The sequence below is a fragment of the Shewanella sp. SW24 genome, assembly GCF_025653395.1.
GTDB classification, from domain to species: Bacteria; Pseudomonadota; Gammaproteobacteria; order Enterobacterales; family Shewanellaceae; genus Shewanella; species Shewanella oncorhynchi.
This window is the reverse complement of the sequence record NZ_JAKKSH010000011.1, coordinates 128,968-153,914: the sequence shown is the minus strand read 5'-3', so window position 1 is coordinate 153,914 and position 24,947 is coordinate 128,968. Positions and strand designations below refer to the sequence as shown.

Below are 24,947 nucleotides of genomic sequence, written 5' to 3'. Positions count from 1 at the left end.
ATGTCTCCTTGTATTCGATAATTGAATGAATCAATGATAAAAGCCAATTCACGCAAGATGTGCAAAACATAGCATAAAATCTGCCTAAGCTTGAAATATGCAGCAGGTGTTCTTAAAAAATATGCTTGAATACAAGTCTTAAACTACACTTTTTAAGTTTCTATTTGAGTGAAACAACAATTAGGTTTATTTTTAACCCCATTGGAATGATGTACTATTGGGCAACTTCGTGTTCAACGAAGACCTAAAAATGGGATGTGACTATTTTGCGTCACAAGGGAGTATCCTGAATGATCAGATGGCAACACTTACTTAAGAAACTCAGTACAGATGATCCTGTACTGCAAGAAAAGCTGTCTCTCTGGCAAGCACATCCCCATAAAACCCCCTTAGCCTTAATTCAAGGCTTTAGCTTTATTAGTGCCAACCAAGCCACCCTCAGTTATTTTGAGACTGAATACGATGCTTTTGTGAATGCGACTCCCTATGATTTTTCTCCGAGGATCCAATCTTCAGGCCGCAATAGTGTTGAATTTGCACGGGAAATGATCCTCGAAGCCATTGCAGGCAATAATGTTGAATTCAACTGGCTGCACATGAGCCAACAAGGCAATGAACTGCCGACTCGAATTAATCTCTATCGCTGTTATCTGCAACAACAGCCCGTGGTACTCGTTGAATTACAAGCTCTTAATCGCCGCAATCAAATGCGCGAAACGATTTCTGATGGTTTTGCTCATATTCCCAAAGAAATTTTGTCGACCACGCTCGAAGAAAGTGCCGAAGCTGTGTATATCACTGACACTGATAATCAAATTTTGGCTGTCAATAAAGCCATGTGTCGTATTTGCGGCTATAGCGCTGAGCAGCTCATCAGTAAAACCCCTGAATTTTTAGAAGTAAGAACCCATAATATGGGGGAAGAAACCGAATGCCAAATCGCCTTGAAACAAAGGGGATTTTGGCAGGGCGAAACATGGAAAAGACGTTCAGATGGCAGTAACTTCCCTGCTTGGCAGAGCAGTCGTAAAATCGTCACTGAAGATGATGCTCATTATAATGTGAATATTTTCAGTGATATTAGTACTAAAAAACTATTAGAAACCCAGCTAACAACTCGGGCTATGTACGATACCTTGACTGGATTACCTAACAGGTTCCATCTCAAACAGATCCTCAATAGTGCCCTCGAAAAACTTAAAACTGATCCCCTCGCACTGGGCGCGTTGATGTTTTTAGATCTCAATGGTTTCAAGAATATCAATGACAGCTTCGGTCACTCCATGGGCGATAGAGTATTACAACTCGTCGCCGCCCGTCTCGAGGCGGGTTGTATCGAAAAAGCCGATATAGCCCGTATGGGAGGAGATGAGTTTACCTTAGTGCTGCAAGACTGTAGCTGCAAAGATGAAATCCAACTGTTTGCAGAACAGATTCTCAGCTTATTTGAGAGCCCCTTTGAAATTGAAGGCCAAAAGTTCTTCCTCGGCACCAGCATAGGCATTGCGCTATTTCCTACCCACAGTAACCAAGCGGGACAACTGATTAGTCTTGCCGATACTGCCATGTATTGCGCTAAAAAGAGCTTACCGCATCTCGTGTTTTACGATAAGGAAATGAGCCTAGCAGCCGAGTTAAAATTACAGTTAATCAATAACCTAAAGCATGCGCATAGCCTAAAACAATTCACTCTCGCTTATCAAGCCATAGTCGATTTACACACAAATCAAACTATTGCTGCCGAAGCCCTGCTCCGCTGGCAGAAATCACCGACAGAATATTATGAAGCTGCCGACTTTGTGCCATTGCTTGAGGAAACAGGATTAATTGTCAGCATTGGCCAATGGGTATTAGAACAGGCCTGTGTACAAGCGGCCCTCTGGCGAGCACATTATCAACCCGACTTTAGAATTTCAGTCAATGTGTCACCACTGCAATTAGAACACTTAGATTTTATCGACCAAGTGATAAATGCCTTAGAAATGGCGAAATTACCCGCCGAAGCACTGATTTTAGAAATTACCGAATCGGCATTGTTACGACAACCGGAGCAAGCACGACTCACACTCAATCGTATCAAAGCGTTAGGTGTCAGTATTGCCATCGATGATTTTGGGACTGGGTTATCGTCACTCAGTCGCTTAGGGACTTTGCCAATAGACAGCGTCAAAATTGATGCCGAGTTTGCCTTGCGCTTAAACGAAGTCTCAGGACAAAAGCTCTGCAATGCTATAGTGCAACTCGCACAAGCACTCGACATTCACTTCGTCGCAGAAGGTATTGAAACTCAACAACAAAAAGACATAATGACTGACATGGGCCAAGGTTTCGCCCAAGGATTTCTATTTGGTTACCCGAGTTCAGTCGAAAACTTCACCCAAGCCTTTCTTGCGGAAAAACGCTTAGCCTAGAACAGATTTAGGACTGCCGATGTTCGCATCGGCTCGATAATCCGACCTACGTACCAAATTAATGCTCTCAACGTTTACAACGGAAAACGAAAGATTCCGCTAAGGTTTTATCGAAATATTTTGATGGGTCGCGAACTAAGGGGAAAGATTTTCTTGCAGAAAACACCATATTTAAAGCTCGATAGCCCTGCCAGCACGCCATTTACTAATAGTAATGAATGGAATTACTCCCCTACAAAGCCAGTGATGGCCTGGCAAAGCACTCTCATCATTATCAACAAAAACACCATATTTAAAGCTCGATAGCCCTGCCAGCACGCCATTTACTAATAGTAATGAATGGAATCTACTCCCCTGCAAAGCCAATGATGGCCTGGCAAAGCGCTATCATCATTATCAATAAAAAAACCATATTTAAAGCTCGATAGCCCTGCCAGCACGCCATTTACTAATAGTAATGAATGGAATTACTCCCCTGCAAAGCAATTGGCTGGCAAAGCTATCTCATCATTTGCTGCGCAAATGAATCCTAGTTATTAAACCGTATTTCACATTAAGTTAGCGTGATCTGAATAAGATTTTGACTATTTTAATTCGTACGGAGTCTCAAAACTCAATAACTTAAAAGCACTAATTCATACTTAAAAAATCTAAGACTCAATAGCCTTAACCCCATCAACTATACCTTACCACTGGATTCATTTGAGTTCTGATAACGAACCTGCACTGTACTCGGCATCGCCTTAATCCGCAGTTCCACCATAGCATCAAATGCCATCATTAACGGCTGAACATCAAGGGTAGGATCGAGGGCGCTTAACATATAAGCGCAAGCTTCTAAGGTCGATAAACTATCGCTACGACTCGATTTACGGATCCGATAGCGCGATTCATAACCTTCAGCCAAATGCACCGCAGGATACTGGGTTAACCAAGGATTCAGCTGCAGCATTTTGAATGCCTTACGCCAAGTGCCATCGAGCAACAGCAATATACAATCAGGATTAATACGTTGCTGTTCAACACTTACACTTAACGCAGAGGGATAGACGAGATAAATCGGCATATTACACGCCGCTAAATATTCTCGTAAGCCTTTGAAATCAGACTCACTTTCACCCACATAAACTTGCGTTTTAGGTACAGCAAGACTTAATACCCGCACACTATTCTTCTTATGTTCGACTTCACTCGGGTGCTGTAAAACCACCAACTGAGTCATTGGAGAGATAGGCTGAACACTCGCACATAAGCAAGCATTTTGCGGATAACGACAGATAGAACAATAGTGACGAGACAAGCTTTACCCTCGTAGTGAGTTATTTTACGAGTATACCAAAGGATAAAAGGGTATAAGACACAACAAAAAATACCCACAGTTCGCGGTCAAACAAACTGTGGGTAAAGGGTGTACTCTGTAATTAATCAGTGCCGCGAACTAATGCTCGCCAACTAACTGCTCTTGGTGCCAGTGGTCGAATCGACTCAGCGCCATCATCAACAATAAACCGATAGAAAACACGCCCATGACGAGTGCCACTGCATAAGGTGCAGTTAAATTCGTTTGCTGTATAAGTCCAGCTAAAACGGATGCACCACTCATCTGAATAAAACCTAGCATAGCCGCGGCAGTCCCCGCTCGCTCACCGAAAGCTGACAGCGCCATACTCGTCGCGGGGCCGAGTAAGAAGGCAAATCCCACACACAACAACATCATAGGTAACATGAAGTTAAAAGCTGCTGCCATCCCTGTATTTGGACCAAACTGTTGGCCCGCCACTGTCGCCACTGAAGACAAAACGAGTAAAGACAGAGCCAAAATAACCGTTGGACGATTACCCAGTTTGCGAATGACGATCGGTGCAGCAAAACAGGCCACGATATTGAACACAGCATTGAGCCCGAATAAACCACTAAACGCCAGCTCAGAAACCCCTAAATGCCCAATCAACCACACAGGCGCATAAGACACATAACTCAAAATAGCCGCCATAGCTGACATACAAGCAAAGGCATAAAACAAAAAGTGGGTGTTACCGAGTACAGGTTTGAATCTGCCCCAACGGTAAAGTGGGCCAGTAGTAACAGTGTTGGCTGGGCGAGTCTCAGGTAAGCGATAACCGACAACGAGCATCATCAACATGGCATATAACGTCATGAAAACGAAGGTTGAACGCCAGCCGAATTGCATCGCTAACAAGCCACCTAAGGTTGGTGCTAAAGCTGGGATCACGCAAATCGCGCCATTTAAGTAACTGTAAATTTTAGCGCCTTCTTTTTGTGAGTAACAGTCGCGCACTGCACTAAACACCACAATAGAAGTTGAACAGGCGGCTAAACCTTGCAGCACACGAGCAATCTGTAACCAATGAAATTCGATGGCCGCGGCAGCGAGAAGACTACTTGCGCCGTAGAGTAAGACCCCGAAAATGGCCACAGGACGGCGGCCATAACGGTCGGCTAATGGCCCAATCAACACTTGGCCTAAGCCCATGGCGAATAAAAACAATACGAGTGTGGATTGCACATCACTGGCAGATACGGCGAACTCTGTCGCCATAGTTGGCATTGAAGGTAAATAAATATCGATGGCTAATGGGCTGAGCAGCACCATAGACATCAGGATAGGTAACAGATTGCGCCGCATAAATAATCTCAGTTGATCAGGGAAAGGTATTTCAGTGGGCGCTATTTTAATTAACTCAAGGTATGAACAGAAATGGTATAATTTCCAAAGTAAATTTCCTCTGAGGAATATCTGTGAATATCGACAACTTAGCCAGAATCGATTTGAACTTGCTGGTCATACTCAAAGTACTGCTAGAGGAGCAAAGTGTCACTCGCGCCGCCAGCCGATTACATATAAGTCAGTCAGCCCTCAGTAAGAGCTTAAATCGACTCAGAGAAACCTTAGATGATCCCCTATTTCAGCGCACGGCGCATGGCTTAAAACCCACCGCGCACGCCCTCATTCTTGGGCAAAAACTGCCGAATATATTGCAAGACTTGTATCAACTCACTCAGCCTCCGACCTTTAATCCTGCCAGTAGCAATCGACAATTTTCTTTTGCCATGGTGGAAAGCGCCTATGAAACCCTAATCCCATATTTTATCGGCCCTATGCTGACCACGGCACCCAACGTCAAACTCGACTCCTATGTCTGGACCGAAAAATCGATGCAGGATTTGCAGCAAGGGCAAATCGACTTTGGCATTTCAGGGCGGGATTTGCATCCACTGTCGGATTTTCAAGTGGATCGCCTGCCCGAAGGGATTGCCTATCAAACATTATTTACCGATCAACAAGTCTGCTTAGTGCGAGAGGATCACCCGCTGATGGCGGCGCTCACCTCAGAACAATGGAATTTACCCCTTTACCTCGATATGGCCCATGTGCAGGTTCGTTGTGAAGGTAGTGATTGGTGGGCACTGGATTACTTTCTTGCCGATCTTGGGCATAGACGCCGGATCAGCACGACTGTACCCGACTTTTATGGTGCCGCCAGCGTTTGCGCCCACAGCAATTTAATCTTCACTCTGCCGTCGAGCTTTGCCCGTCACGCCTGCCAACTTTATCCGCTCAAACAACTGCCACTGCCTTTCGAATTTATGCCAATGGCCTATGTGCTGTTATGGCATCAAAGAAATGATGAAGATCAAGGGCATAAATGGATTAGAGAAACCATTTGTCAAAGTGTGGCTAAGTTATTCAATCCCACAGAAATGCTTTAACACGACAAAAACGGCCAGTAAAAAGCCCGACAAAGCGAAGGCTTTATCGGGCTAATATCGAGGCCCACTATTAAGAATAGCGATTACAGAATAAATGTCGCGACTTGCGCATTCAGGTCATTAGCCCGAGCTTTTAAGCCCCTCGCCTGTGCCAAATCTGCCATGGCCGATGCGGTAATCTCATCGGTCACATCTTTAATCGCAACCGTATTCTGGGTTATTTCACCCGTCACTTGAGTCTGTTCTTCCGCTGCGGTAGCAATTTGGCCTGCCATATCTGAAATCACGTTGACCGCTTGCGTAATCTCTTCAAGGGCTTTCGCCGCCGCATTGGCATCCTCTACGCTATGACCCGCTAATGCTTGGCTGCTTTCCATCAAGCTGACTGCTCGAGCGGTAGTGCGTTGTAGCGTTTCAATCGTGGTATGTACTTCCTGAGTCGAATCCTGTGTACGACGTGACAGTACTCGAACTTCATCGGCAACGACCGCAAAACCACGGCCTTGCTCGCCAGCACGCGCCGCTTCAATGGCTGCGTTAAGCGCCAACAGGTTAGTTTGCTCGGCAATTCCTTGAATTGTCGCCAGGATGCTCGAAATGGATTTAGCATGACGGCTCAAGTCTTCAATGACATCCGTTGCTTGAGTCACTTCATCGGCGAGGGAATTAATCGAGTTACGAGTTTTATTCACTAACTCTTTGCCCTGTAAACTGCTCGCTGCAGACTGTTGAGCCGCTGTTGCCGTGTTCTCAGCATTGGCTGCAATCTCATTAGTCGCACTCGCCATTTCAGTTACCGCAGTCGCGACCATAGCGACTTCTTGCTGCTGACGTTGTAACTCCGCAACTGAAGTTTGCGTGGTGGCAAGACTACGTTCAGCATCGGCATCTAACTCATTCGCTAATTGGCGAATATGGCTGATCAGCTGATGTTGACTGCCCACAAAGCGGTTAAAGCTGTCGGCAAGCACGCCCACTTCATCTTGAGTGTCGACTGAAATACGCTGAGTTAAATCACCATTGCCATCGGCAATACGCGCCAGTGCCTGCGATACTCGGCTCAATGGACCCAGCAAGACACTTACTAGCCAAGAAATGGCTAATACACTTAAGATCAACACGAGTGCAGAAAGCCCAAACTGAGTGAGTAACAAGCTCGACAGTGGCGACTCTAGCGTTTCCTTATCAAGCACTAACACTAATTCCCAATCTGTATTAGGGATATCAACGCTCCAGACTAATTTTTCACGTCCTTCATTTTCAAAATACATAGGCAACAGAGTGCCCGCTGCACGGCTTTGTTCTGGTAAGTTGCGATTAAGCTCGTTATCGATTTCAGCTATAGGTTTCATCGTCTTAGCTTGATCTTTATAAGCGATCACTGTGCCGTCTTTGTGCATCATGATGGCATAACCGTTTGCCGGTAACTTCATGCGGTTGACCTCTTCGATAAGATTACTAATCGATAGATCTCCAGCAATAACTCCGCCTGCAACAGGCTCGGCCAAAGTAACAACTAAAATACGGAGAGGAATGTCGAGATATGGCTGGGTTATTATATTTCCTCCAGCTTGCATTGCCTCTTGATACCATGACCTTGTACGAGGATCATAATTTGAATAGTCAGTTGCTGGCTCTGAGTCTCTCATATTACCGTTTGACTCACCAAAATATGTCGATTCAAACCCTCCCGATTGCTTAGCCTGTTTCATTGCTTGCACAATGTCATGACTCAACTGCCCACCGATTCCTTTAACAATTTGCTGACGGCTTACGAGCCACTCACTGATAAGTAGCGCTTGCTGCTCACCAAGTCGTTGAGCCTGCTCTAAATTCACATCTAGTAAGACTTTCTTCTGACTTGAATAACTCTGCCAAGATAATAATAATATGACAGATGAAAGAGCAAGAATAACGGAAAAAAGAATTTTCTGCCTTAATGAAAATGATTTCATAATATATTTTTCACAAATAAAGACCTGATAACCATACCGACTAAATATAACAACAGCTATTTTTAGCAGCAGTGAGCTTACTTAGAAACGTAAAAATGAATTATTTCACGTTGACCATGAAAGATAAATAAATTAAAAATAAAATTTAATCTTAACAAACAAACTAAATTAGCCAAATTTAAATAAGCACAAAACATTAAACAGGCTTAGCAATGCATATTAATGCAAACAACTAAGAATTAAATGCAACTAAGAATTAAATGCAACTAAAAACTTCAAGTTAAAACAGTTATTAAGTGATTTTAAGATATTATAAAAAATAAACAGAATGGTACCTTTAAATAAAGGTATAATTAACTCATTATTGTATCATCACAAACAATCTTAAAAAGTAATACCTTCGCGCCGTCTAAGGCGCGGAGGAAAACTATTAGTTATTGTAAACCTACGATTGAAATTTACTTAAATATCTATTATTCAAAAAATCGAGTTAAGGCAACTAAAGAATAAATGTCGCGACTTGTGCATTCAGGTCATTAGCGCGAGCTTTTAAGCCCCTCGCCTGTGCCAAATCTGCCATGGCCGATGCGGTAATCTCATCGGTCACATCTTTAATCGCAACCGTATTCTGGGTTATTTCACCCGTCACTTGAGTCTGTTCTTCCGCTGCGGTAGCAATTTGGCCTGCCATATCTGAAATCACGTTGACCGCTTGCGTAATCTCTTCAAGGGCTTTCGCCGCCGCATTAGCATCTTCTACGCTATGACCCGCTAATGCTTGGCTGCTTTCCATCAAGCTGACTGCTCTGGCGGTAGTGCGTTGTAGCGTTTCAATCGTGGTATGTACTTCCTGAGTCGAATCCTGTGTACGACGTGACAGTACTCGAACTTCATCGGCAACGACCGCAAAACCACGGCCTTGCTCGCCAGCACGAGCCGCTTCAATGGCTGCGTTAAGCGCCAACAGGTTAGTTTGCTCTGCAATCCCTTGAATTGTCGCCAGAATACTCGAGATAGACTTAGCGTGACGACTTAAATCGCCAATGACATCCGTTGCTTGAGTCACTTCATCTGCGAGTGAATTAATCGAGTTACGAGTTTTATTCACTAACTCTTTGCCCTGTAAACTGCTCGCTGCAGACTGTTGAGCCGCCGTTGCCGTGTTCTCAGCATTGGCTGCGATCTCATTAGTCGCACTCGCCATTTCAGTTACCGCAGTCGCGACCATAGCGACTTCTTGCTGTTGACGTTGTAACTCGGCAACAGAAGTTTGCGTGGTGGCAAGACTACGTTCAGCATCGGCATCTAACTCATTCGCTAATTGGCGAATATGGCTGATCAGCTGATGTTGACTGCCCACAAAGCGGTTAAAGCTATCGGCAAGCACGCCCACTTCATCTTGAGTGTCGACAGAAATACGTTGAGTTAAATCACCATTACCATCGGCAATACGCGCAAGAGCTTGCGATACTCGACTCAGAGGACCCAGTAACATGCCAACTAACCAAGAAATGGCTAACACACTCAGCAACAGTACGAGTGCAGAGAGACCCAATTGAGTGAGTAATAGGTTAGACAATGGCGCTTCTAGCGTTTCCTTATCAAGCACTAACACTAATTCCCAATCTGTATTAGGGATATCAACGCTCCAGACTAATTTGTCACGTCCTTCATTTTCAAAATACATAGGCAACAGAGTGCCCGCTGCACGGCTCTGTTCTGGTAAGTTGCGATTAAGCTCGTTGTCGATTTCACCTATAGGTTTCATCGTCTTAGCTTGATCTTTATAAGCGATCACTGTGCCATCTTTGTGCATCATGATGGCATAACCGTTTGCCGGTAACTTCATCCGATTAACACCGTCAACTAGGCTTGCGATAGATAAGTCACCACCCACAACACCTTGTGCGGTAGGCTGTGCCATAGTCACAACCAGAATGTTATAGGCAACATCCACGTAAGGTTTTGTCAAAATAAGACCGCGCTCACTGATGGCTTGTTGATACCAAGGGCGGCTGCGAGGATCATAGCCCGTACGATCAATACTCGGATCAGAATCCAACATTTGCCCAGCTTGAGAGCCAAAATAGGTCAGCTGAAAACGGCCCGATGCCTGTGCTTGTTGAAGTGTATTGAGGCTGTCACCTTCAACTTTATTCGCCAGGGCTCCCATAATATCTTGGCGGCCAGCCAACCATTCTTGTATCCGCTCAGCCTGCTGTTCACCTAAGCGCTGCACTTGTTCTAGGCTGTTTTGTAACAGTTGGGATTTTTGGCTGGAATAACTTTGCCATGACAACAAACCAATCACGAGTGAAAGGGCTGCCACGACAGAGAACAGAATTTTTTGCTTGAGCGAATATGAGTTCATGTTGGCGTCTAATTAATTAACAAAGCAGTGAAACAAGAGGGTGTTTGAGCGGGTCGAACGAATATTTACAACCAATATAATAAGGCGGCTAACTGAGTTAAAACTGCAGTTAAATTTGAGCTGAATTTTCTCATATTATGTACAGTTAGCAAAGAAATTGCTCAGATTTACATCAAAAAGATTTTAGCAAACACATATAATTAACCAACCGTTATTCGAGCAACAACATATAGATAGACATGCGATCACATATCAAAGTAATGCGCAACACCAAAATGGCCTCCCGAGTAAAATAAAGTAAATTAATCAAGATTAACGTGACCTATACGCACTCGCTATTGCACACTAAATGTCCACTGCCTATCGAGGAGTTCTTATGATTTTTCAACAGTTCCAACAGAGCCCACTGCAGACCCGAATTTCTGGCCCACGGGCTTGGTTAGCGATGGCAATTAGCATTAGCCTAATTTGTTTATCACTATTTTTATTGCCCTTCGTGCTCTTATTTGGCGCCATTGCGCTCGGTTGTTTAGTCCTATTTAGCCGTTTTTATATGGCACGTCAGTTGGCTAAATTTAATCAGGCTCAGGCAAACGCAACGCAGCATGCCCACGCGACAGAGGAGCCGCAGAGTCAGGTTTATGGATCTGACACTATTGTTAGGGAATCTAATGCGGCACGCCATCAAGGGCGCACTTTTGAGCATAAAGAGGATGAACACTAGTTCAATCGAAGCAAAACTGCGCTCAAGCGAGTAAGGTCTGGGCGCGTTTAAGGCTATGAATTTCGGCGGGATCTTGGGTTACCTCAAGCACATTTTCAATCTGTAATACCAGTGAACGCCACAGAGGCTCGATAATATCCGCCTCTTTTTTATTGGCATTTTGCCGTGCCAGCTTAAGTAAAGCCGCAGATCCAACGACATCAATTCGCCCTAAGATACCGTCGGCCAGTGCCATACTCAGCTCAATCATCGCAGGCACACTGTGGCTATATTTGATCACTTGGCGCAAATAATCCTCAGCTTGAGTCAAATCACTGCCAAAGGCATTGTCATCATTGAGCATATGTTGCGCCCGCGTGAGCATAGCATCGAGTTGTCCTTGCTCGGCAGCTTCGGCCATCCAATGCTCACTGGCAATCATATCTCGAGTACAACCATCTCCATTGGCAAGCATTAATGCTAAATGATACTGAGCATGGGGATAACCTGCTTGCGCGGCTTTGCTTATAAAATGATAAGCTTGAGTTAAGTTCTTTTGCTGGTAATGCAATACACCTAGATTCGCCATCGCTTCGGTTTGCTCGCCATCTGCCGCACCTTGTAAATATTGCTGTGCTAACTTGCTGTCGGGTTGAAACGACTCACTGCCTACAAGATAAAAATATCCCAATAACGCCATCGCATTGACCACACCTGCTGCTGCTGCAGTGGCAATGATCTGTTCACCTTTAGCCACTTCTGGCGCGCCTTGATAACCGTGGATCAGTGCTACGCCATGCTCATGTAAGGCTTCCATGTGCTTAGGTGCCGCAAGGGAAAACCAATAGGCCGCTCGGGCAAAACTGTCAGCTGCGCTAATGTGAGAAATGGTATTTAGAGGTGAAACTGTGGATAAATCTTGGCTTGATATAGCTTCGGCTTCTGCCGCAAGTTCTTGCTCTTTGAGCAGTTCTTGTTCTTTCAGTATCAAAGCCTTGATCTTAAACGATATCCCCACCAAATACTGCGCTTGCGGGTCATCTTCCATCACAGCGCGGTAACATAAGTCCCTCACAGTCATTGCGTCAGTCGCTTCATAACAGTAGTCAGGGGCAACTCGACCTTTAACCTTAGGATACAAGTGCTCAACTAAAGTCAGGACATCTTTAATGGATTTTTGCGCTAGCGCGAGTAATTGTTCTTGGGTGAGATGGTATTTCTCAGGATGAGCACCGCGGTTACCGTCGGCACGCAATCGATGCAGGGCACGAGTGGTCTTCACATCAATCACGCGCCGCTGATTTAGCTGTTCGATCCTATCGTATAAATTCGGACTGGAAAACGCGATTTGCTTATCTTGCCCCAGTAACTCTGTAAGTTTATGGGTAAAACTGCGAATGTGCAGCAGCGACTGTGTCGGCACATCCTGCACATAGCTTTTCGCCTTGAGGTAATCATCACTCAAGGAGACCGAAAAATCGTGGATAAACTCACTATCCTTAATGACTGTTTTCGTCCCCATGAGTGATTCCCTGCAGGCTGAATTGATGTTGCACTATTCGACGCTTGGTTTTTTCGACACCATATATAAGCGGAACAAAGCGACGTTAACGAATAATCCAATAAAAGACATAAAAGTATCCGCTAACATTTGCACAGGTAATCCGCCCATGGACGCTAACCCAGAAAGCTGGCTACCTATGACTGAGAGTGGTAAATATAACATCAATAATGCAATGGTTTTCAGTACGATAGGGCCACTAAAACTAAAACTACCCTTAATCGCTTCTAGCGGTGTTAAGCGCTCAACCACAACCATAAAGTTCACATAGGCTAAACGCGCAAAGAGATAGAAGCTAATTACCAATCCTACCAGCCACACAGGACCGAAGGCGGCAAACAGCATCACTGGTGCTAAAATCGCTAGACCAGAAAACACCCCAGCCAATAATAATGGTGGAACAAAAGGTAAACTCGCCTTCAACACCACTCCCGCTGAAGGACTATGCCCTTGTGAGCGCAGTTCTAAAAACAGAGTCAAAGCGGCAATTAATACCGAAAAAGTAAGTAGTAACAGCATCATGGCGATCATATGCGGCGCGCCAAACTGTGGGTTTTCTAGATCAACTTTACTCATCTCTATACCAAGCCATAACTGGATCCCCACTTGGATCAAGAGTAATGGGATCGTCAGCATAGCGAGTTGCGCCAGATGATTACGGAAGAAGTTATAGGCTTCTGACAAAATTGCGGATAGTGACATGCGACTTTCCAAATAATTGAAATGAATTAACACTTAGAATTGCCGCTAAGGATACCGAAAATCCCTTGGCAATGCACAGTAGAAATCACCAGTGTGAACCGTAAATCACAGAAAACTACTGCAACAAAAGTGACAAACCCGCTAAACTGTCCAGCGAACTCGTGCGCAAACCATCAAAGGACGCTTCCATATGAAACACACTCTGACCTTCTCTATCCTCCTCAGCACTTGTATTTTAGCGGCGCCCGCCAGTGCAGGCTGGTTAGATAACTTGGCAGGAACTCAAGCCAAAACTGAAAAAGCGACCACTACAACAGCGGCAACTCAGTCGAATGATTTAGTTGGCAGCGTCATGTCACAATTGGGTTTAAACCAAACTCAAGCCGAAGGTGGCTTAGGCAGTTTATTAGGCTTAGCGCAATCAAGCCTAGGAACAACCGACTACTCAAAACTGGCTGCCAGCATTCCTAATGCCGATAGTTTGCTAGCCGCCGCGCCTAAATTGGACTCAAAATCGGGTGTTTCTGGCTTATTATCCAAAGCGGGTGATTTAGGTTCATCACTGCAAGGCAGTGCTATGGTTTTAGACGCCTTTGAAAAATTGGGCATTTCTAAAGATCTAGCAATGCCAATGATCAACATAGCTAAGTCTTACTTAGATACCAATGGCACTGAAGGCACCTCAGACTTACTGGTGAAAGGTCTGAACTCGCTACTGTAATTCAGTCTTACCTCACCCTAAGCAATACAAGGTTTAGGGTGAACTTTCACTTCCCAATCGACTCTACTTTATATTCCCTCCAGCATGAGAACCGCCAAATATGATTGCGAAATTAAGACGATTTTTTGAAGCTCATACTCAAGCAGTCTCCACTGAAGACAAGGCACATCAACTTAAACTGGCCGCAGCGAGTATGTTACTTGAAGTCGTATTTGCCGATGAGACCTTAACGGCAGAGGAAGAAGCCTTATTACCTAAGCTGCTAACCGATACCTTATCAATGTCAGAAGTAGACGCTAAGATACTGATTGATGAGGCTAAAAGCGTACAAGGCAGCGCGACCTCACTCTTTGAATTCACCTCAGCCATTAACGCTGAATTTAGCCTAGCGCAAAAGCAGCAATTGTTGCTCGCAATGTGGCAACTGGCCTACGCCGATGGCCAGCTATCCCAATATGAAGACCAGATCATTCGACGCACCGCCGATTTGTTGCACCTCAAACACAGCGAGTTGATCCAAATGCGTAATCTTGCCATCGCTGCCACCCAACAAACTGGCTAGCCACATCCACTATTCAATCAAAGTGCAAATCAACAAAAGCCCATAAAAAAGCGTGAATGCGAAACACCCGTTCCCCATTCACGCGATTGCTTTCTTAAGACTAAATTGATATCGCTCTTTGGCTAAAAATATTTTTACTGCCGCCCTACTCACCAAAACACTAAGCTAAACAAGCTCCTAAGCTAACGCTTTACCGATTTCATATCCCGAACCGTGTAATTCAGTCAACTTAGTCCTTAGCCCGCCCATCTCCATCTTCAATCCTTTCTTAGTCGCTAATTGAGATAACCAACTGGTTTTTTCATCATCCTCAATCGTATCCCACTCATCTAGAACTTTGTAAGATAAGCATAATAACGCAGCAAGTTTTGAAAATGGGTTTGAATCCTTAGGGTGGTCTTGATACAAAATGCCTTGCACTAACGCTGGTGTAAACTTCCAATTTTTCGCTAGTAATGCGCCAATATCAGGGGAATCATATCCAAGTAACTCGCGCTCAAACTGATGCTTATCTTTACCCTGCGCCACAGCTTCGGCAATTTTCGCCGCATCTTCAGGCGATACTGCCGCAATCAATAGATCGCCAATACGATGTAAGATACCGCAAGTAAAAGCCTCTTCTGGGACTGCGCCACAACGCTTTGCCATTTCTTGGCTATAAAGCGCAATCTCAAAGGTTTGCCCCCAAAACTGGGCTAAATCTATTCCTTCACACTTAGGGACGGCACCAATCACCGCCGATGCTAGCACTAAGGTTCGTAGGGTTTGCATCCCAAGACGCACAACAGCTTCATCGATAGTGCCAACCTCTCGACTGCGTCCATAGTGGGCACAGTTAGCAAGGCGTAACACCCTAGCGCTAATTAAGGGATCGTGTGAAACTTTAGTGGCAATGCTTTTTACTGTCGCATTGTCATCATTGACCGCATCTAACAATTCACTGATCGCCTTAGGTAACCTAGGTAACTCATCGACACGATTGAGCAACGCAGCTGAATCCATATTTATTCTCCTTCCGTATGAATGATCAAAATATAGAACACAAGTTATCGCCTCGCTCACCGAGATACATTAAATATCAGTAATGTGCAGTCCTTCGGCAACAAAGCTTGGCGGCCATCAGACTTAAGGTTTACCTCTTTGTTTCATGCAATTTAATCGCACTCAATCATATCCAGTTTCGAAATCCACTAAGCCACACAAAAAAGCCCCAAACTCTTATGACAATAAAAAGTTCGGGGCTTTTTTAATTAACCCATCATGTTGATTTAGCCCCAGAGGGTGCGAATATTACTCAGGTAACGCCAAACTTTGTTTGCGACTAATATGGGTCTTTTGCCACCACAAAAATGGTGCGACCACTAAGATCAACACAAGCACATAGGACATACTTGCACCTAGGGCAAAACCTAGTACTAAGCAAAACACACAACCCAGCGCCACCAGCGGCCAATTGTGCCGTGGTAATAACTTAGCGGCAGCGAGCATAGCCATCAAATAGATCACCACAAATACGCCGTTGCTCCATGCAATAAGGTGCTCTAACTCTTGCCCAGTAAGGTAAGTCAGTACAATCACGCTTGCCATCACAGATAACAGCGCAGCAAGTGCTCGAATGGGCACACCGTGGGCATTCTTAACGGCAAAGAAGCGCGGTAAAATGCCTTCACAACTAAAACTCCAGACCAGACGTGCCGCACTGGCCGCATACACGTTAACGGTAGCCAATCCACTTGCGATACCTAACACACCAATCACTTGTGCGCCGTAACCACCGAGCAGTTGGTCAAACACGCCGATCATGGCGACACTTTTATCTGTCGGCACTAATAGCAGTAAAAGTGTACAAGCCACATAAATCACACCCACCAGCACTGTGCCCATCATCATAGCGGGGATCATATCCTGCTGCGGACGACGAAAATCATCGGCAAGATGGGTCATAGCTTCTATACCCAAGAAACTCCAAAAAGCGATGCCAGCGGCAATCATCACGGTCGGCATTTCAGGCATACCATGGCTAGCAAGTGTCGTGAGATGACCTTGCTGAAAACTACTCGCACCAGACAAGACCACAACAACGGCGACGATGCAAAGTGTCAGGCCAAATTGCAGCTTAGCCGACACTTGGATGCCTCTTAAATTAATCAGAAACAAGCCAAAAATCACGAGTATTTCAACACCAACCTTGGACCAACCCGATATCGGGATTAAGGCATTCACAAACTGAAAGGTCATCAAAATCGCGGCCGGTGCCCCCATGGGCACAACCAGTAAAAAGATCAGTCCAATTGTTCGACCAGCAGTGCGACCAAAGGCTTTTTCGACAAAGTAAGCGGGGCCTGCGGCATGGGGAAATACACTCGCTAAACGACCAAAGACAAGTGCCACTGGAATAATGGCCAAGGTTAACAAGATCCATGCGACTAAGGCGCCAGAATGCGCTTTTTCAATAGTCATCTGAGGCAAAATAAATACCCCTGTACCGAGCAAAGTGGTCGCCATTAAACCCGCACCTTGCCAACGACCTATAGTTCCGCTATTTGAATTCATCTGTTAATATTCTGTGGTTTTTGAGCTGTCAGTATAATGAGATTTCGCCCTACAATCTGCCGTTAATTTCAGTGTTCTCCACGTCCAATACCGGCAAAATCGCGGCAAATAACGTTATTTCCATCAAAATGACGGCCAGCTTAAATTTTGGTAAAATTTTAAGCAAAAATACTCAGCAAATTCTGTGGTTATTCAAACCAATGGCAAAATAACACACAGATTCAATATAGCCATTTTCACTGGAGTCACCCTTGGATAAATTCGATACGGCCATCATTCATAGTTTGCGTCAGGATGCGCGCCAGAGCGTGTCGAATATCGCCGAACAGGTCAATCTATCCCGTAGTGCGGTTGCCGAGCGCATAAAAAAGCTCGAACAAACTGGAGTGATCCGTGGCTATCAAGTGCTCTTGAGTGAGTCGCAAAAAGAAGGAGTATCGGCTTATTTCGAAATCCAGCATCAATGTCCACGTTGCGCCGACGTGGTACACGTATTCCAAGCGATCCCCGAAGTAATTACCTGCCGTGGTATTTCTGGTGATATGGATTTACTCGTGTACGTGCATGCGCCCTCGATGCGCCGCCTGCATGAGATCCGTGAGTATATCGACACTCACACTGACATCATCAAGATCAAAACCCATGTGGTAATGAGTGAATGGATTAATAACCTCGGCGAGTAAATCGTGCCTCCCTAAAACAAGAAACGCCACCCTTAGGAATAAGGTGGCGAGGCCCGTTTGGAGGCAGGGCAAAATATTGAAGTGTAAAATATGGCATCCTTGCCCAGCGACCTCCCTGTTACACAACCAACCGCGGCTAGACTTAACCCTTGAGAGCTCAGCCAGCGCCGCAAGGGCCTCATCTACAATGTTTTCCTTTGACATTGTTTCCGCGATCCGTCGATTCCATTGATTATTATGATTTTTTCGTCATTAATTAACGGTACGCCTTAAGCAATCGTCATTTGTCCTGTATAGAGTATGAAGTTACGTAGCAGTAATACCCCGATCAAGCTCAAGCAAGCCGTCCCCGCCACATAGGCCCATTTCCGTTTAGATGTCGCCGTCATAAACAGATTCATCGCCAATGGTCCAGACAAACCGAGTCCAATAATACCAAGCCAGAAAATCCATCCCCAGAAGCCATACCCTAAGGCATTAAAGGCGGCTATTTTACTCTGCCCACCTGTTAGCACTAAGCCCATAAAGAAGGTAAAAATCAGCACGATTTCAACTAAAATCAGTGGGATTTCAACCTTGTGGATAAAGTGCACCTCTTTGTCATTAGGTTTGCCATTCATCAACACGCCACCGAGTAAAGATGATGCCGCACCGGAAGACAAACCAGATGCCAAAAACAGCAGAGGTAACACAGGATTTTTAAGCATGGGATAGCCTGGCAAGGCCGAGAGCAGGAAGCCTGTATACGCGCCCAATGCCAAGGATAGAATCACGAGCAATCCTGTAATTGTCGCTTCAAATCGAGCCAATAATGCGGTCAACTTAAGCACAATAGGAAAGCGTGTTTCACACCAAGCATCAACAGGTTTACGGAAAGTCAAACCAATCCACATAAACATAAACACTTGGTAAATCAGCAGAATAAGCACGCCCATCGACATGACAGATTTAGGGTTGTAGAACACCAAAATCTTCCAAAAATCGAGAGGTTTAGTTAAGTCTGCGACCAATATCCCTAACCCGGCCATCACAGCGACAGGCGCGACAATACAAGCGGCTCGCACAAAACCAGACTGATAGGCGTTTTGCTTCAAAACAAAATGTTTCAACAGTACGGCGAAGAACATGGCTCCCGCAGATACACCCGCTAAAAACAGGTAAATTGCAATCGGCCAATGCCACACTAAGGTATCAAAATGTAGGGCACTCATAGTATCACCTCCCCTGATTTTGCAACGATACGGAACAATTTAGGTCTCGTTCCAAGATCAACCTTAGTGCGCTGGGTTGGATTAGACCGCAGAACTTGAACAACCTCAGAAGTCGGATCCTTTAAATTACCGAACACGAGTGCCTTTGTTGGGCAAGCAGCAACACAGGCAGGTTGTTTACCTTGAGCTAGGTTAGTTTCTCGGCAGAAATCACACTTATCCGCCGCATGGGTGACAGGATTAATAAAACGGACTTGATAAGGACAAGCTGCAATACAGTATTGGCAACCTACGCATTTCCATGCATCGACAGAAACGATACCCGTTTCTTTATCAATAAATGCAGCTCCCGTTGGACATACATTTACACAGGGTGCGTCTTCACAATGCTGACAAGACTTGCGACTAAAGTGATAAAACTGATTAGGGTATTCGCCAAAGGGACCCGCTTGCTTAATTTGAAGCCTAGAAACACCTTCGGGTACATTATTCACTTCACGACAAGCCACCTCACACGCTTGGCAACCTATACACTTAGTTTCATCATGAATAAGTGCATATTTGACATCAGGTTCTGCTTTAACACTATCCGATGCATTCACTGTGGCGAGTAATGATGCACCTGTAGCGCCGGCAAATAAGGCACAGGTGCCTTTTAGAAATCTTCTTTTTGAATTTTCCATAACCTTACTCCTGCTTGCCAGTGTGGCAACTGCTACATAGCTCACTGCGAACCTTCGGCGTCATATCCGCCATTGGATCCGTTGGGCTATGTAATTTATGGCAGGCGGCACAAGGCACTTTTTGAGCATGTACGTTATGCGTCCAATCTGCTCCACTGAGTTTTTTCTTGGTATGACACTTCTGACACACTCTCAGCTGAACCGTCAGATCCGACGATTCCTCCATACCAAAGACCACCATATCATTCGGTTTTTTAGGGTGATCGCCCTTTTCTCCATGACAGGAAGAACAGCTCATTTTCATCGCATCTTGACCATGATGCCCTAACATTTGACCATTACGCTTGTGACACTTCATACAAGCATCACTGTTAATTTGATTGGCTGGCTCAGCACTCATTGCAGAAAAGCTTAAAAGCAACGCAGCAGCACCTAAGCGTAACGACCACAGCCATTGTCTTTTGGACATAGGAAGTCCTCACATTTATCCGTAGGAAGGTAAAGAAGGGGTCGAGTTCGGATAATTCCGAACCCGACGGTCAAGATCACACAGCCAAGGCTTGCTTAAGACTCTGAGTATCCCACTGTTTATGCTGGTTCATTTCAATGAAACTGATATTGAACTTGCTAAACAGTTTTTTCAGTGGTGAGTTAGTTTCTTTGCCAAAATCACTGATAACCATTTTCACTTCAGATGAATCATGGTCGATCAATACATAATCGAGTCGGCATTCATGATTTAATTCCGTATCATGTTTGTCCATCTCAAATACAGTGTCTAATGGCACGTTACAACAAACATCGTATTTACCTTCAACAACTGTTTTTAATGATTTAAAAAAATTGAAGCTTTGTTTATCAAACAATACTGGTTTAAGTTTCATCTCATGATGTGCGGCTTCATCAGGACCTGCTTTAAAAAACTTAATGCAAGTCATGACAAACATCACAAACACGAATGGTACTGCTACGAATAGTACGAAGTACATAAACGCATAGCTGAGAATGACTGAAGTATTCATACACGCCTCCAAAAACTAATTTATTTTTTGTTATCTCCTTTAAAGCAACTTTAGTATTATTTGAAAACACTTATTTTTTCTTGACACACGTCACACTTGCAAATAACAACTTAAATATAAACAATGATTTACATTGCGCGTCACATTGCAAAATTATGTAAATCTTAAATACAAATATTGATACTTGATAATTCAGTATTTGCATTTTAAATATGTAAATATCAGTTTTTGAAATTTTAAATTTTATGAAAAACCATTTTAAATATTAAAAATAAAACAAAAAAACCTTTGATACACATAGATAAAATCTAGATCCAAAACTTGGGATTAGTTTCACATTAAAATTATTAATTAGCACCATAATTAGGCGTTGATTTAAGTATTTGCTCAATATTAAGGAATATAAAAAATGCACATTAGTAACATGGATGGCCTCGATATTCTGAGTTTAAAAATACTTGTTTCATTATATGAGAACAAGTCAGCAACCTATGTATCGAAAGCGCTAGACATTCCAGCTCCTAAAATCAGCCGTAGCCTTAAAAATCTACGGGAAATTTTTGGTGATGAGTTATTTATTCGTCGTAAATATGGCTTATTCCCAAATGAGTTTGCTACTCATTTATATCCAATTGCAAAAGAAGCAATTGAGTGTACTGATAAGTTTCAAAAAGCCAGAATAGCAAACACTCGCCAAGTTAAGACACATGTCGAAATTGCAGCGCCAGGATTAATTGCCTACACCTTTCCTAAAGCCTTGATGCAGGCTATTAAAGAAGAGCAAAAAACCATGCACATTAATATAAACCCTTGGTCTATGCATACGACTCAAGACATTATTAATGGTGATACAACCCTAGGTATTTGTTGCAATAAAAGTGCTGCCGATGTTGCCGCCTTCGGCGATAAACTGCTAACGACTGAATTGCAACGTATGGACAAACTCTACCTGATTGCTAGCAGACATCATCCTATTTTTAAACGGGAAATCACCCTAGAAACGATTGCGGAATACCCCTATGTCAATACGGATCTTGGTAATCCCAGCACCAAATTGAGTCCATACCAAGAGTTTTGCATAACGAATGGCATTAAACTCAATACTGAAATTACCATTACCAGTATTTCAAGTTTGTTTGAATATCTAGGCGAAAGTAATGCAGTCTCCCTATTGCCTTATCGGATAGTTTACGAAATGGTGAGTGATATTCCTGAACTGCATACGTGTCAACTATCGCAGTATGAAGCAGAACGTTTATATGCAGATACAGAAACGCCAACGATTTTCTTAGTGCAAAAAAATCAGCCTAATGCAATCAATGAGGACTTGAAATGGTTAAGCGGAGAGATTAAAAAAATCGTCGATCGTATTATCTAGCCAAGCAATAGCTCAACATATCCAAACAACAAACCACCGATACACGAGGTGATAGGCATCCTCTGCCTTAGCTTAGGCTCCACCTCAGCCCCCATGCGATCCACTCGAGAATTGTTAAACCAAGCATACATCTTGGAGCATAAACACGTTACACTAAGCCCATCTTTATCCTAATAGATTCAGCTATGCGGACCGAAAATACAGCCACTCTTAATCTTATTTGGGGCGCCCTTATTCTTGAGGAGTTAGCACGTCTTGGCGTGCAACATGTGTGTATGGCGCCGGGCTCGCGCTCAACACCGTTAACCCTCGCCGCCGCCCAGCAAACTAAACTCCAGCGTCACTTACATTTCGACGAGCGTGGGCTCGGCTTTATGGCCTTAGGTCTAGCAAAAGCTAGCCGCGCACCGGTCGCCATCATTACAACCTCAGGCACAGCAGTCGCCAACTTGTACCCTGCCATTGTGGAGGCGTGGCTGACCCATGTACCTTTAATCGTCTTAAGTGGCGATCGTCCGCCCGAATTACTCGGCTGCGGTGCCAATCAAGCCATAGTCCAACCGGGAATTTTTGCGAATTACGCCACTCAAGTGAATTTGCCAACACCGGATATACATATCGCACCGCAAGCGTTGCTTACCACAGTGGATGAAGCGGTGGCGAATCAAACTCGCCCAGTGCATATCAACTGCATGTACCGTGAGCCCTTGTATCCGAGTGAACTCGGTGGCGCGATTCTCGATGCCGAATCACCTTACCTCAAACCATTGCAAACTTGGCTGCAGCTCGCACGACCGTATACCCAATACGGTAAGAGCAAACAGGTGAGCAGCCCAAGTGACGATGCCATTATGCGGTTCGTCCACGGTAAAGGGGTGATCGTTGTCGGTACTCTCACGCCTGAACAAGATCCACAGCAACTAATTGCCCTATCGCAAAAAATCGGCTGGCCATTACTTACCGATGCCCAGTCGCAACTGCGTCAGCATCCCGCAGCGATAGGTAATATTGATCAACTGTTGCAACATCCAAAGGCGCGCAATCTATTGCAGGAAGCGGATCGTGTACTCGTATTCGGCGGCCGTTTATTATCAAAACGCTTGATAGGCTATCTCGCCGAGCAAAATTGGCACAGCTATTGGCAGGTTTTACCAGAACAAGACAGGCTTGACCCTAGCCACAATGCTAAACACATTTGGCACGCGAATGCACAGCAGTTTGCGGCCTTAAATTGGTATCGCTCATCCTCAGCAAACTGGGCGAATACCCTAATCACCTATAACGATGAATTACATAACTTATTTGTGCGCAATATCGACCAAGGGGAATTTGGTGAAGCACAAGTTGTGCGGGCCATCGCCAATACTCGTCCGCTAGAACAGCAGCTTTTTATCGGCAATAGCCTGCCTGTACGCTTGTACGACATGTATGCCCCTGTCAGTTGTTGTACGGCAACCACTTATACTAATCGTGGCGCATCAGGTATTGACGGACTACTCGCCACCGCCTGCGGTATTGCGGCCCATGAAGGCAAACCCACGAGTTTAATCATCGGTGATTTATCACAACTGCACGATCTTAACTCGCTAGCCATCGCTAAAGGCTTAACCAGCCCGCTGGTGATCGTGATCCTCAATAACGATGGCGGTAACATCTTCAACTTATTACCCGTTCCCAATGAACAAGTCCGTAGCGATTATTATCGACTCAGCCACGGTTTAGAATTTGGCTACGCCGCAGCTATGTTTAATTTGCCCTATAATCAAGTGGATAATTTAGCCGATTTTCAAGATAGCTATAATGAAGCGCTGGATTTTCAGGGGGCTTCGATCATTGAAGTCAATGTGAGCCAAAACCAAGCCAGCGACCAAATCGCCGAGCTCAACTTGTGGGTGAAACAAAGCTAATGCCAACCATGGCCCGTTACGGCGCTCCTTCACTACCGACCTTAGTGTTACTGCATGGCTTTTTAGGCACTAAGACCGACTGGTTGCCGTTAATGCCTGCGCTAAGCCAGCACTTTCACTGTATTTGCTTAGATCTGCCGGGCCACGGGGATAACCAAAAGGAGTTGAAGCCAACCGAATTAGATGGATTTAACCAATGTGTTGAAGATGTGTTGGCACACCTGAATGGCCTTCATATTGGTCAATTCCATCTCTATGGTTATTCTCTCGGTGGCCGTATTGCTCTGCACCTTGCCAAAGCCTATCCAGAAAGACTTCTGAGCCTAAACCTCGAATCCTGCCATCCTGGACTTACAGACCCGCAAGAAAAACTTGCCAGAACCCAAAATGATGCCCAGTGGGCCGAGCGTTTACTGCATCTGAATAGCAAAGACTTTTTAAGCTTGTGGTATCAGCAGCCCGTATTTGCCGATATGACGGCTACCAAACGGAAAACCTTAATCGAGCATCGTTCTGCAGCATTAGATCTGCATCCTAAACAGCGGCTTAAAGAGGTATTCATAACCACCTCACTTGCACACCAAGCATCAATGTGGGATGTACCTTTGCAGCTTACCTGTGAGTGCCATTTCTTTGCTGGCAACCAAGATGCTAAGTTCCACGCCCTCGCCCAAGAGTGGCAATTACACGCGCCCATCCTCGTCCATAGTATTCACGGCGCCGGCCACAACATACACCAAGCTGCTCCCGAGGCATTAACCTCAAAAATAGTGAAGTTGCTAGGGTAATGAC

21 protein-coding genes are annotated in these 24,947 nt (G+C 44.7%); 9 read left to right on the top strand and 12 right to left on the bottom strand.

Annotated elements, in window-relative coordinates; genetic code table 11:
- Positions 1–290: 290 nt before the first annotated feature.
- Entirely contained in the window at positions 291–2,411 is a 2,121-nt protein-coding gene (locus tag L5M17_RS11340) for a putative bifunctional diguanylate cyclase/phosphodiesterase (RefSeq protein WP_263147485.1), read from the top strand.
- A gap of 679 nt (positions 2,412–3,090) precedes the next feature.
- On the opposite strand, the gene L5M17_RS11335 is transcribed toward L5M17_RS11340, so the two are convergent.
- Positions 3,091–3,711 (bottom strand): tRNA-uridine aminocarboxypropyltransferase, encoded by a 621-nt coding sequence (locus tag L5M17_RS11335; protein ID WP_263147483.1) that lies wholly within the window; start codon positions 3,709–3,711, stop codon positions 3,091–3,093.
- Positions 3,712–3,849: 138 nt separating this feature from the next.
- The gene (locus L5M17_RS11330; RefSeq protein WP_113940291.1) at positions 3,850–5,058 is read right to left on the bottom strand and encodes a multidrug effflux MFS transporter; all 1,209 of its coding nucleotides are present in this window, start codon (positions 5,056–5,058) and stop codon (positions 3,850–3,852) included.
- A 113-nt stretch (positions 5,059–5,171) separates the two neighbouring features.
- Between L5M17_RS11330 and L5M17_RS11325 the strand changes: the two genes are divergently transcribed.
- Entirely contained in the window at positions 5,172–6,143 is a 972-nt protein-coding gene (locus tag L5M17_RS11325) for a LysR family transcriptional regulator (RefSeq protein WP_113940290.1), read from the top strand.
- Between the two features lie 83 nt (positions 6,144–6,226).
- Here L5M17_RS11325 and L5M17_RS11320 read toward each other — a convergent pair whose 3' ends face one another.
- A complete protein-coding gene (locus L5M17_RS11320; RefSeq protein ID WP_263143284.1) occupies positions 6,227–8,098 on the bottom strand; it encodes a methyl-accepting chemotaxis protein in 1,872 nt (623 codons plus the stop codon).
- A 499-nt stretch (positions 8,099–8,597) separates the two neighbouring features.
- Positions 8,598–10,469 (bottom strand): methyl-accepting chemotaxis protein, encoded by a 1,872-nt coding sequence (locus L5M17_RS11315; RefSeq protein WP_113940288.1) that lies wholly within the window; start codon positions 10,467–10,469, stop codon positions 8,598–8,600.
- A gap of 376 nt (positions 10,470–10,845) precedes the next feature.
- Between L5M17_RS11315 and L5M17_RS11310 the strand changes: the two genes are divergently transcribed.
- Entirely contained in the window at positions 10,846–11,193 is a 348-nt protein-coding gene (locus L5M17_RS11310; protein ID WP_173497987.1) for a hypothetical protein, read from the top strand.
- 22 nt (positions 11,194–11,215) lie between these two features.
- On the opposite strand, the gene L5M17_RS11305 is transcribed toward L5M17_RS11310, so the two are convergent.
- The gene (locus L5M17_RS11305) at positions 11,216–12,694 is read right to left on the bottom strand and encodes a DUF4145 domain-containing protein (RefSeq protein WP_263147478.1); all 1,479 of its coding nucleotides are present in this window, start codon (positions 12,692–12,694) and stop codon (positions 11,216–11,218) included.
- Between the two features lie 33 nt (positions 12,695–12,727).
- Complete coding sequence (locus L5M17_RS11300; protein WP_105250588.1) at positions 12,728–13,435, bottom strand: hypothetical protein; 708 nt, start codon at positions 13,433–13,435, stop codon at positions 12,728–12,730.
- Positions 13,436–13,625: 190 nt separating this feature from the next.
- On the opposite strand from L5M17_RS11300, the gene L5M17_RS11295 reads away from it, so the two are divergent.
- Both L5M17_RS11295 and L5M17_RS11290 read left to right on the top strand, forming a co-directional pair.
- Positions 13,626–14,156: a DUF2780 domain-containing protein gene (locus L5M17_RS11295; RefSeq protein ID WP_263147477.1), complete on the top strand. Its 531-nt coding sequence runs from the start codon at positions 13,626–13,628 to the stop codon at positions 14,154–14,156.
- Between the two features lie 100 nt (positions 14,157–14,256).
- On the top strand, positions 14,257–14,718 hold the full coding sequence (locus L5M17_RS11290) for a TerB family tellurite resistance protein (RefSeq protein WP_263147475.1): 462 nt from the start codon (positions 14,257–14,259) through the stop codon (positions 14,716–14,718).
- Between the two features lie 177 nt (positions 14,719–14,895).
- Here the strand turns inward: L5M17_RS11290 and L5M17_RS11285 are convergent, their stop codons facing one another.
- Together L5M17_RS11285 and yjeH are read right to left on the bottom strand one after the other, a co-directional pair.
- Positions 14,896–15,720 carry an HDOD domain-containing protein gene (locus L5M17_RS11285; RefSeq protein ID WP_173248173.1) on the bottom strand — a complete coding sequence of 275 codons (825 nt, stop codon included), beginning with the start codon at positions 15,718–15,720 and terminating at the stop codon, positions 14,896–14,898.
- Between the two features lie 288 nt (positions 15,721–16,008).
- Positions 16,009–17,271, bottom strand: a complete 1,263-nt coding sequence (gene yjeH, locus L5M17_RS11280) for an L-methionine/branched-chain amino acid transporter (protein WP_263147471.1) — start codon at positions 17,269–17,271, stop codon at positions 16,009–16,011.
- A gap of 251 nt (positions 17,272–17,522) precedes the next feature.
- Between yjeH and L5M17_RS11275 the strand changes: the two genes are divergently transcribed.
- On the top strand, positions 17,523–17,954 hold the full coding sequence (locus tag L5M17_RS11275; protein WP_006079646.1) for an Lrp/AsnC family transcriptional regulator: 432 nt from the start codon (positions 17,523–17,525) through the stop codon (positions 17,952–17,954).
- 269 nt (positions 17,955–18,223) lie between these two features.
- On the opposite strand, the gene nrfD is transcribed toward L5M17_RS11275, so the two are convergent.
- The 4 genes from nrfD to L5M17_RS11255 all read right to left on the bottom strand — a co-directional run bounded on the left by nrfD (position 18,224) and on the right by L5M17_RS11255 (position 20,870).
- Positions 18,224–19,165, bottom strand: coding sequence for a cytochrome c nitrite reductase subunit NrfD (gene nrfD, locus L5M17_RS11270; protein ID WP_105250593.1), 942 nt, complete (start codon positions 19,163–19,165; stop codon positions 18,224–18,226).
- Positions 19,162–19,848, bottom strand: a complete 687-nt coding sequence (locus L5M17_RS11265) for a 4Fe-4S dicluster domain-containing protein (protein ID WP_105250594.1) — start codon at positions 19,846–19,848, stop codon at positions 19,162–19,164. Before L5M17_RS11265 ends, nrfD begins: the two co-directional genes overlap by 4 nt.
- A 4-nt stretch (positions 19,849–19,852) precedes the next feature.
- Positions 19,853–20,317, bottom strand: coding sequence for a cytochrome c3 family protein (locus L5M17_RS11260; RefSeq protein ID WP_105250595.1), 465 nt, complete (start codon positions 20,315–20,317; stop codon positions 19,853–19,855).
- Between the two features lie 76 nt (positions 20,318–20,393).
- On the bottom strand, positions 20,394–20,870 hold the full coding sequence (locus L5M17_RS11255; RefSeq protein ID WP_105250596.1) for a DUF2726 domain-containing protein: 477 nt from the start codon (positions 20,868–20,870) through the stop codon (positions 20,394–20,396).
- Positions 20,871–21,279: 409 nt separating this feature from the next.
- Here L5M17_RS11255 and L5M17_RS11250 point away from each other — a divergent pair, with 409 nt between their 5' ends.
- The 3 genes from L5M17_RS11250 (at position 21,280) to menH (ending at position 24,943) form a co-directional block, all read left to right on the top strand.
- Positions 21,280–22,248 (top strand): LysR family transcriptional regulator, encoded by a 969-nt coding sequence (locus L5M17_RS11250; RefSeq protein WP_263147469.1) that lies wholly within the window; start codon positions 21,280–21,282, stop codon positions 22,246–22,248.
- Between the two features lie 185 nt (positions 22,249–22,433).
- Entirely contained in the window at positions 22,434–24,155 is a 1,722-nt protein-coding gene (gene menD / locus L5M17_RS11245) for a 2-succinyl-5-enolpyruvyl-6-hydroxy-3-cyclohexene-1-carboxylic-acid synthase (RefSeq protein WP_263147466.1), read from the top strand.
- The gene (gene menH, locus L5M17_RS11240; RefSeq protein ID WP_263147464.1) at positions 24,155–24,943 is read left to right on the top strand and encodes a 2-succinyl-6-hydroxy-2,4-cyclohexadiene-1-carboxylate synthase; all 789 of its coding nucleotides are present in this window, start codon (positions 24,155–24,157) and stop codon (positions 24,941–24,943) included. Before menD ends, menH begins: the two co-directional genes overlap by 1 nt.
- Positions 24,944–24,947: the final 4 nt, after the last annotated feature.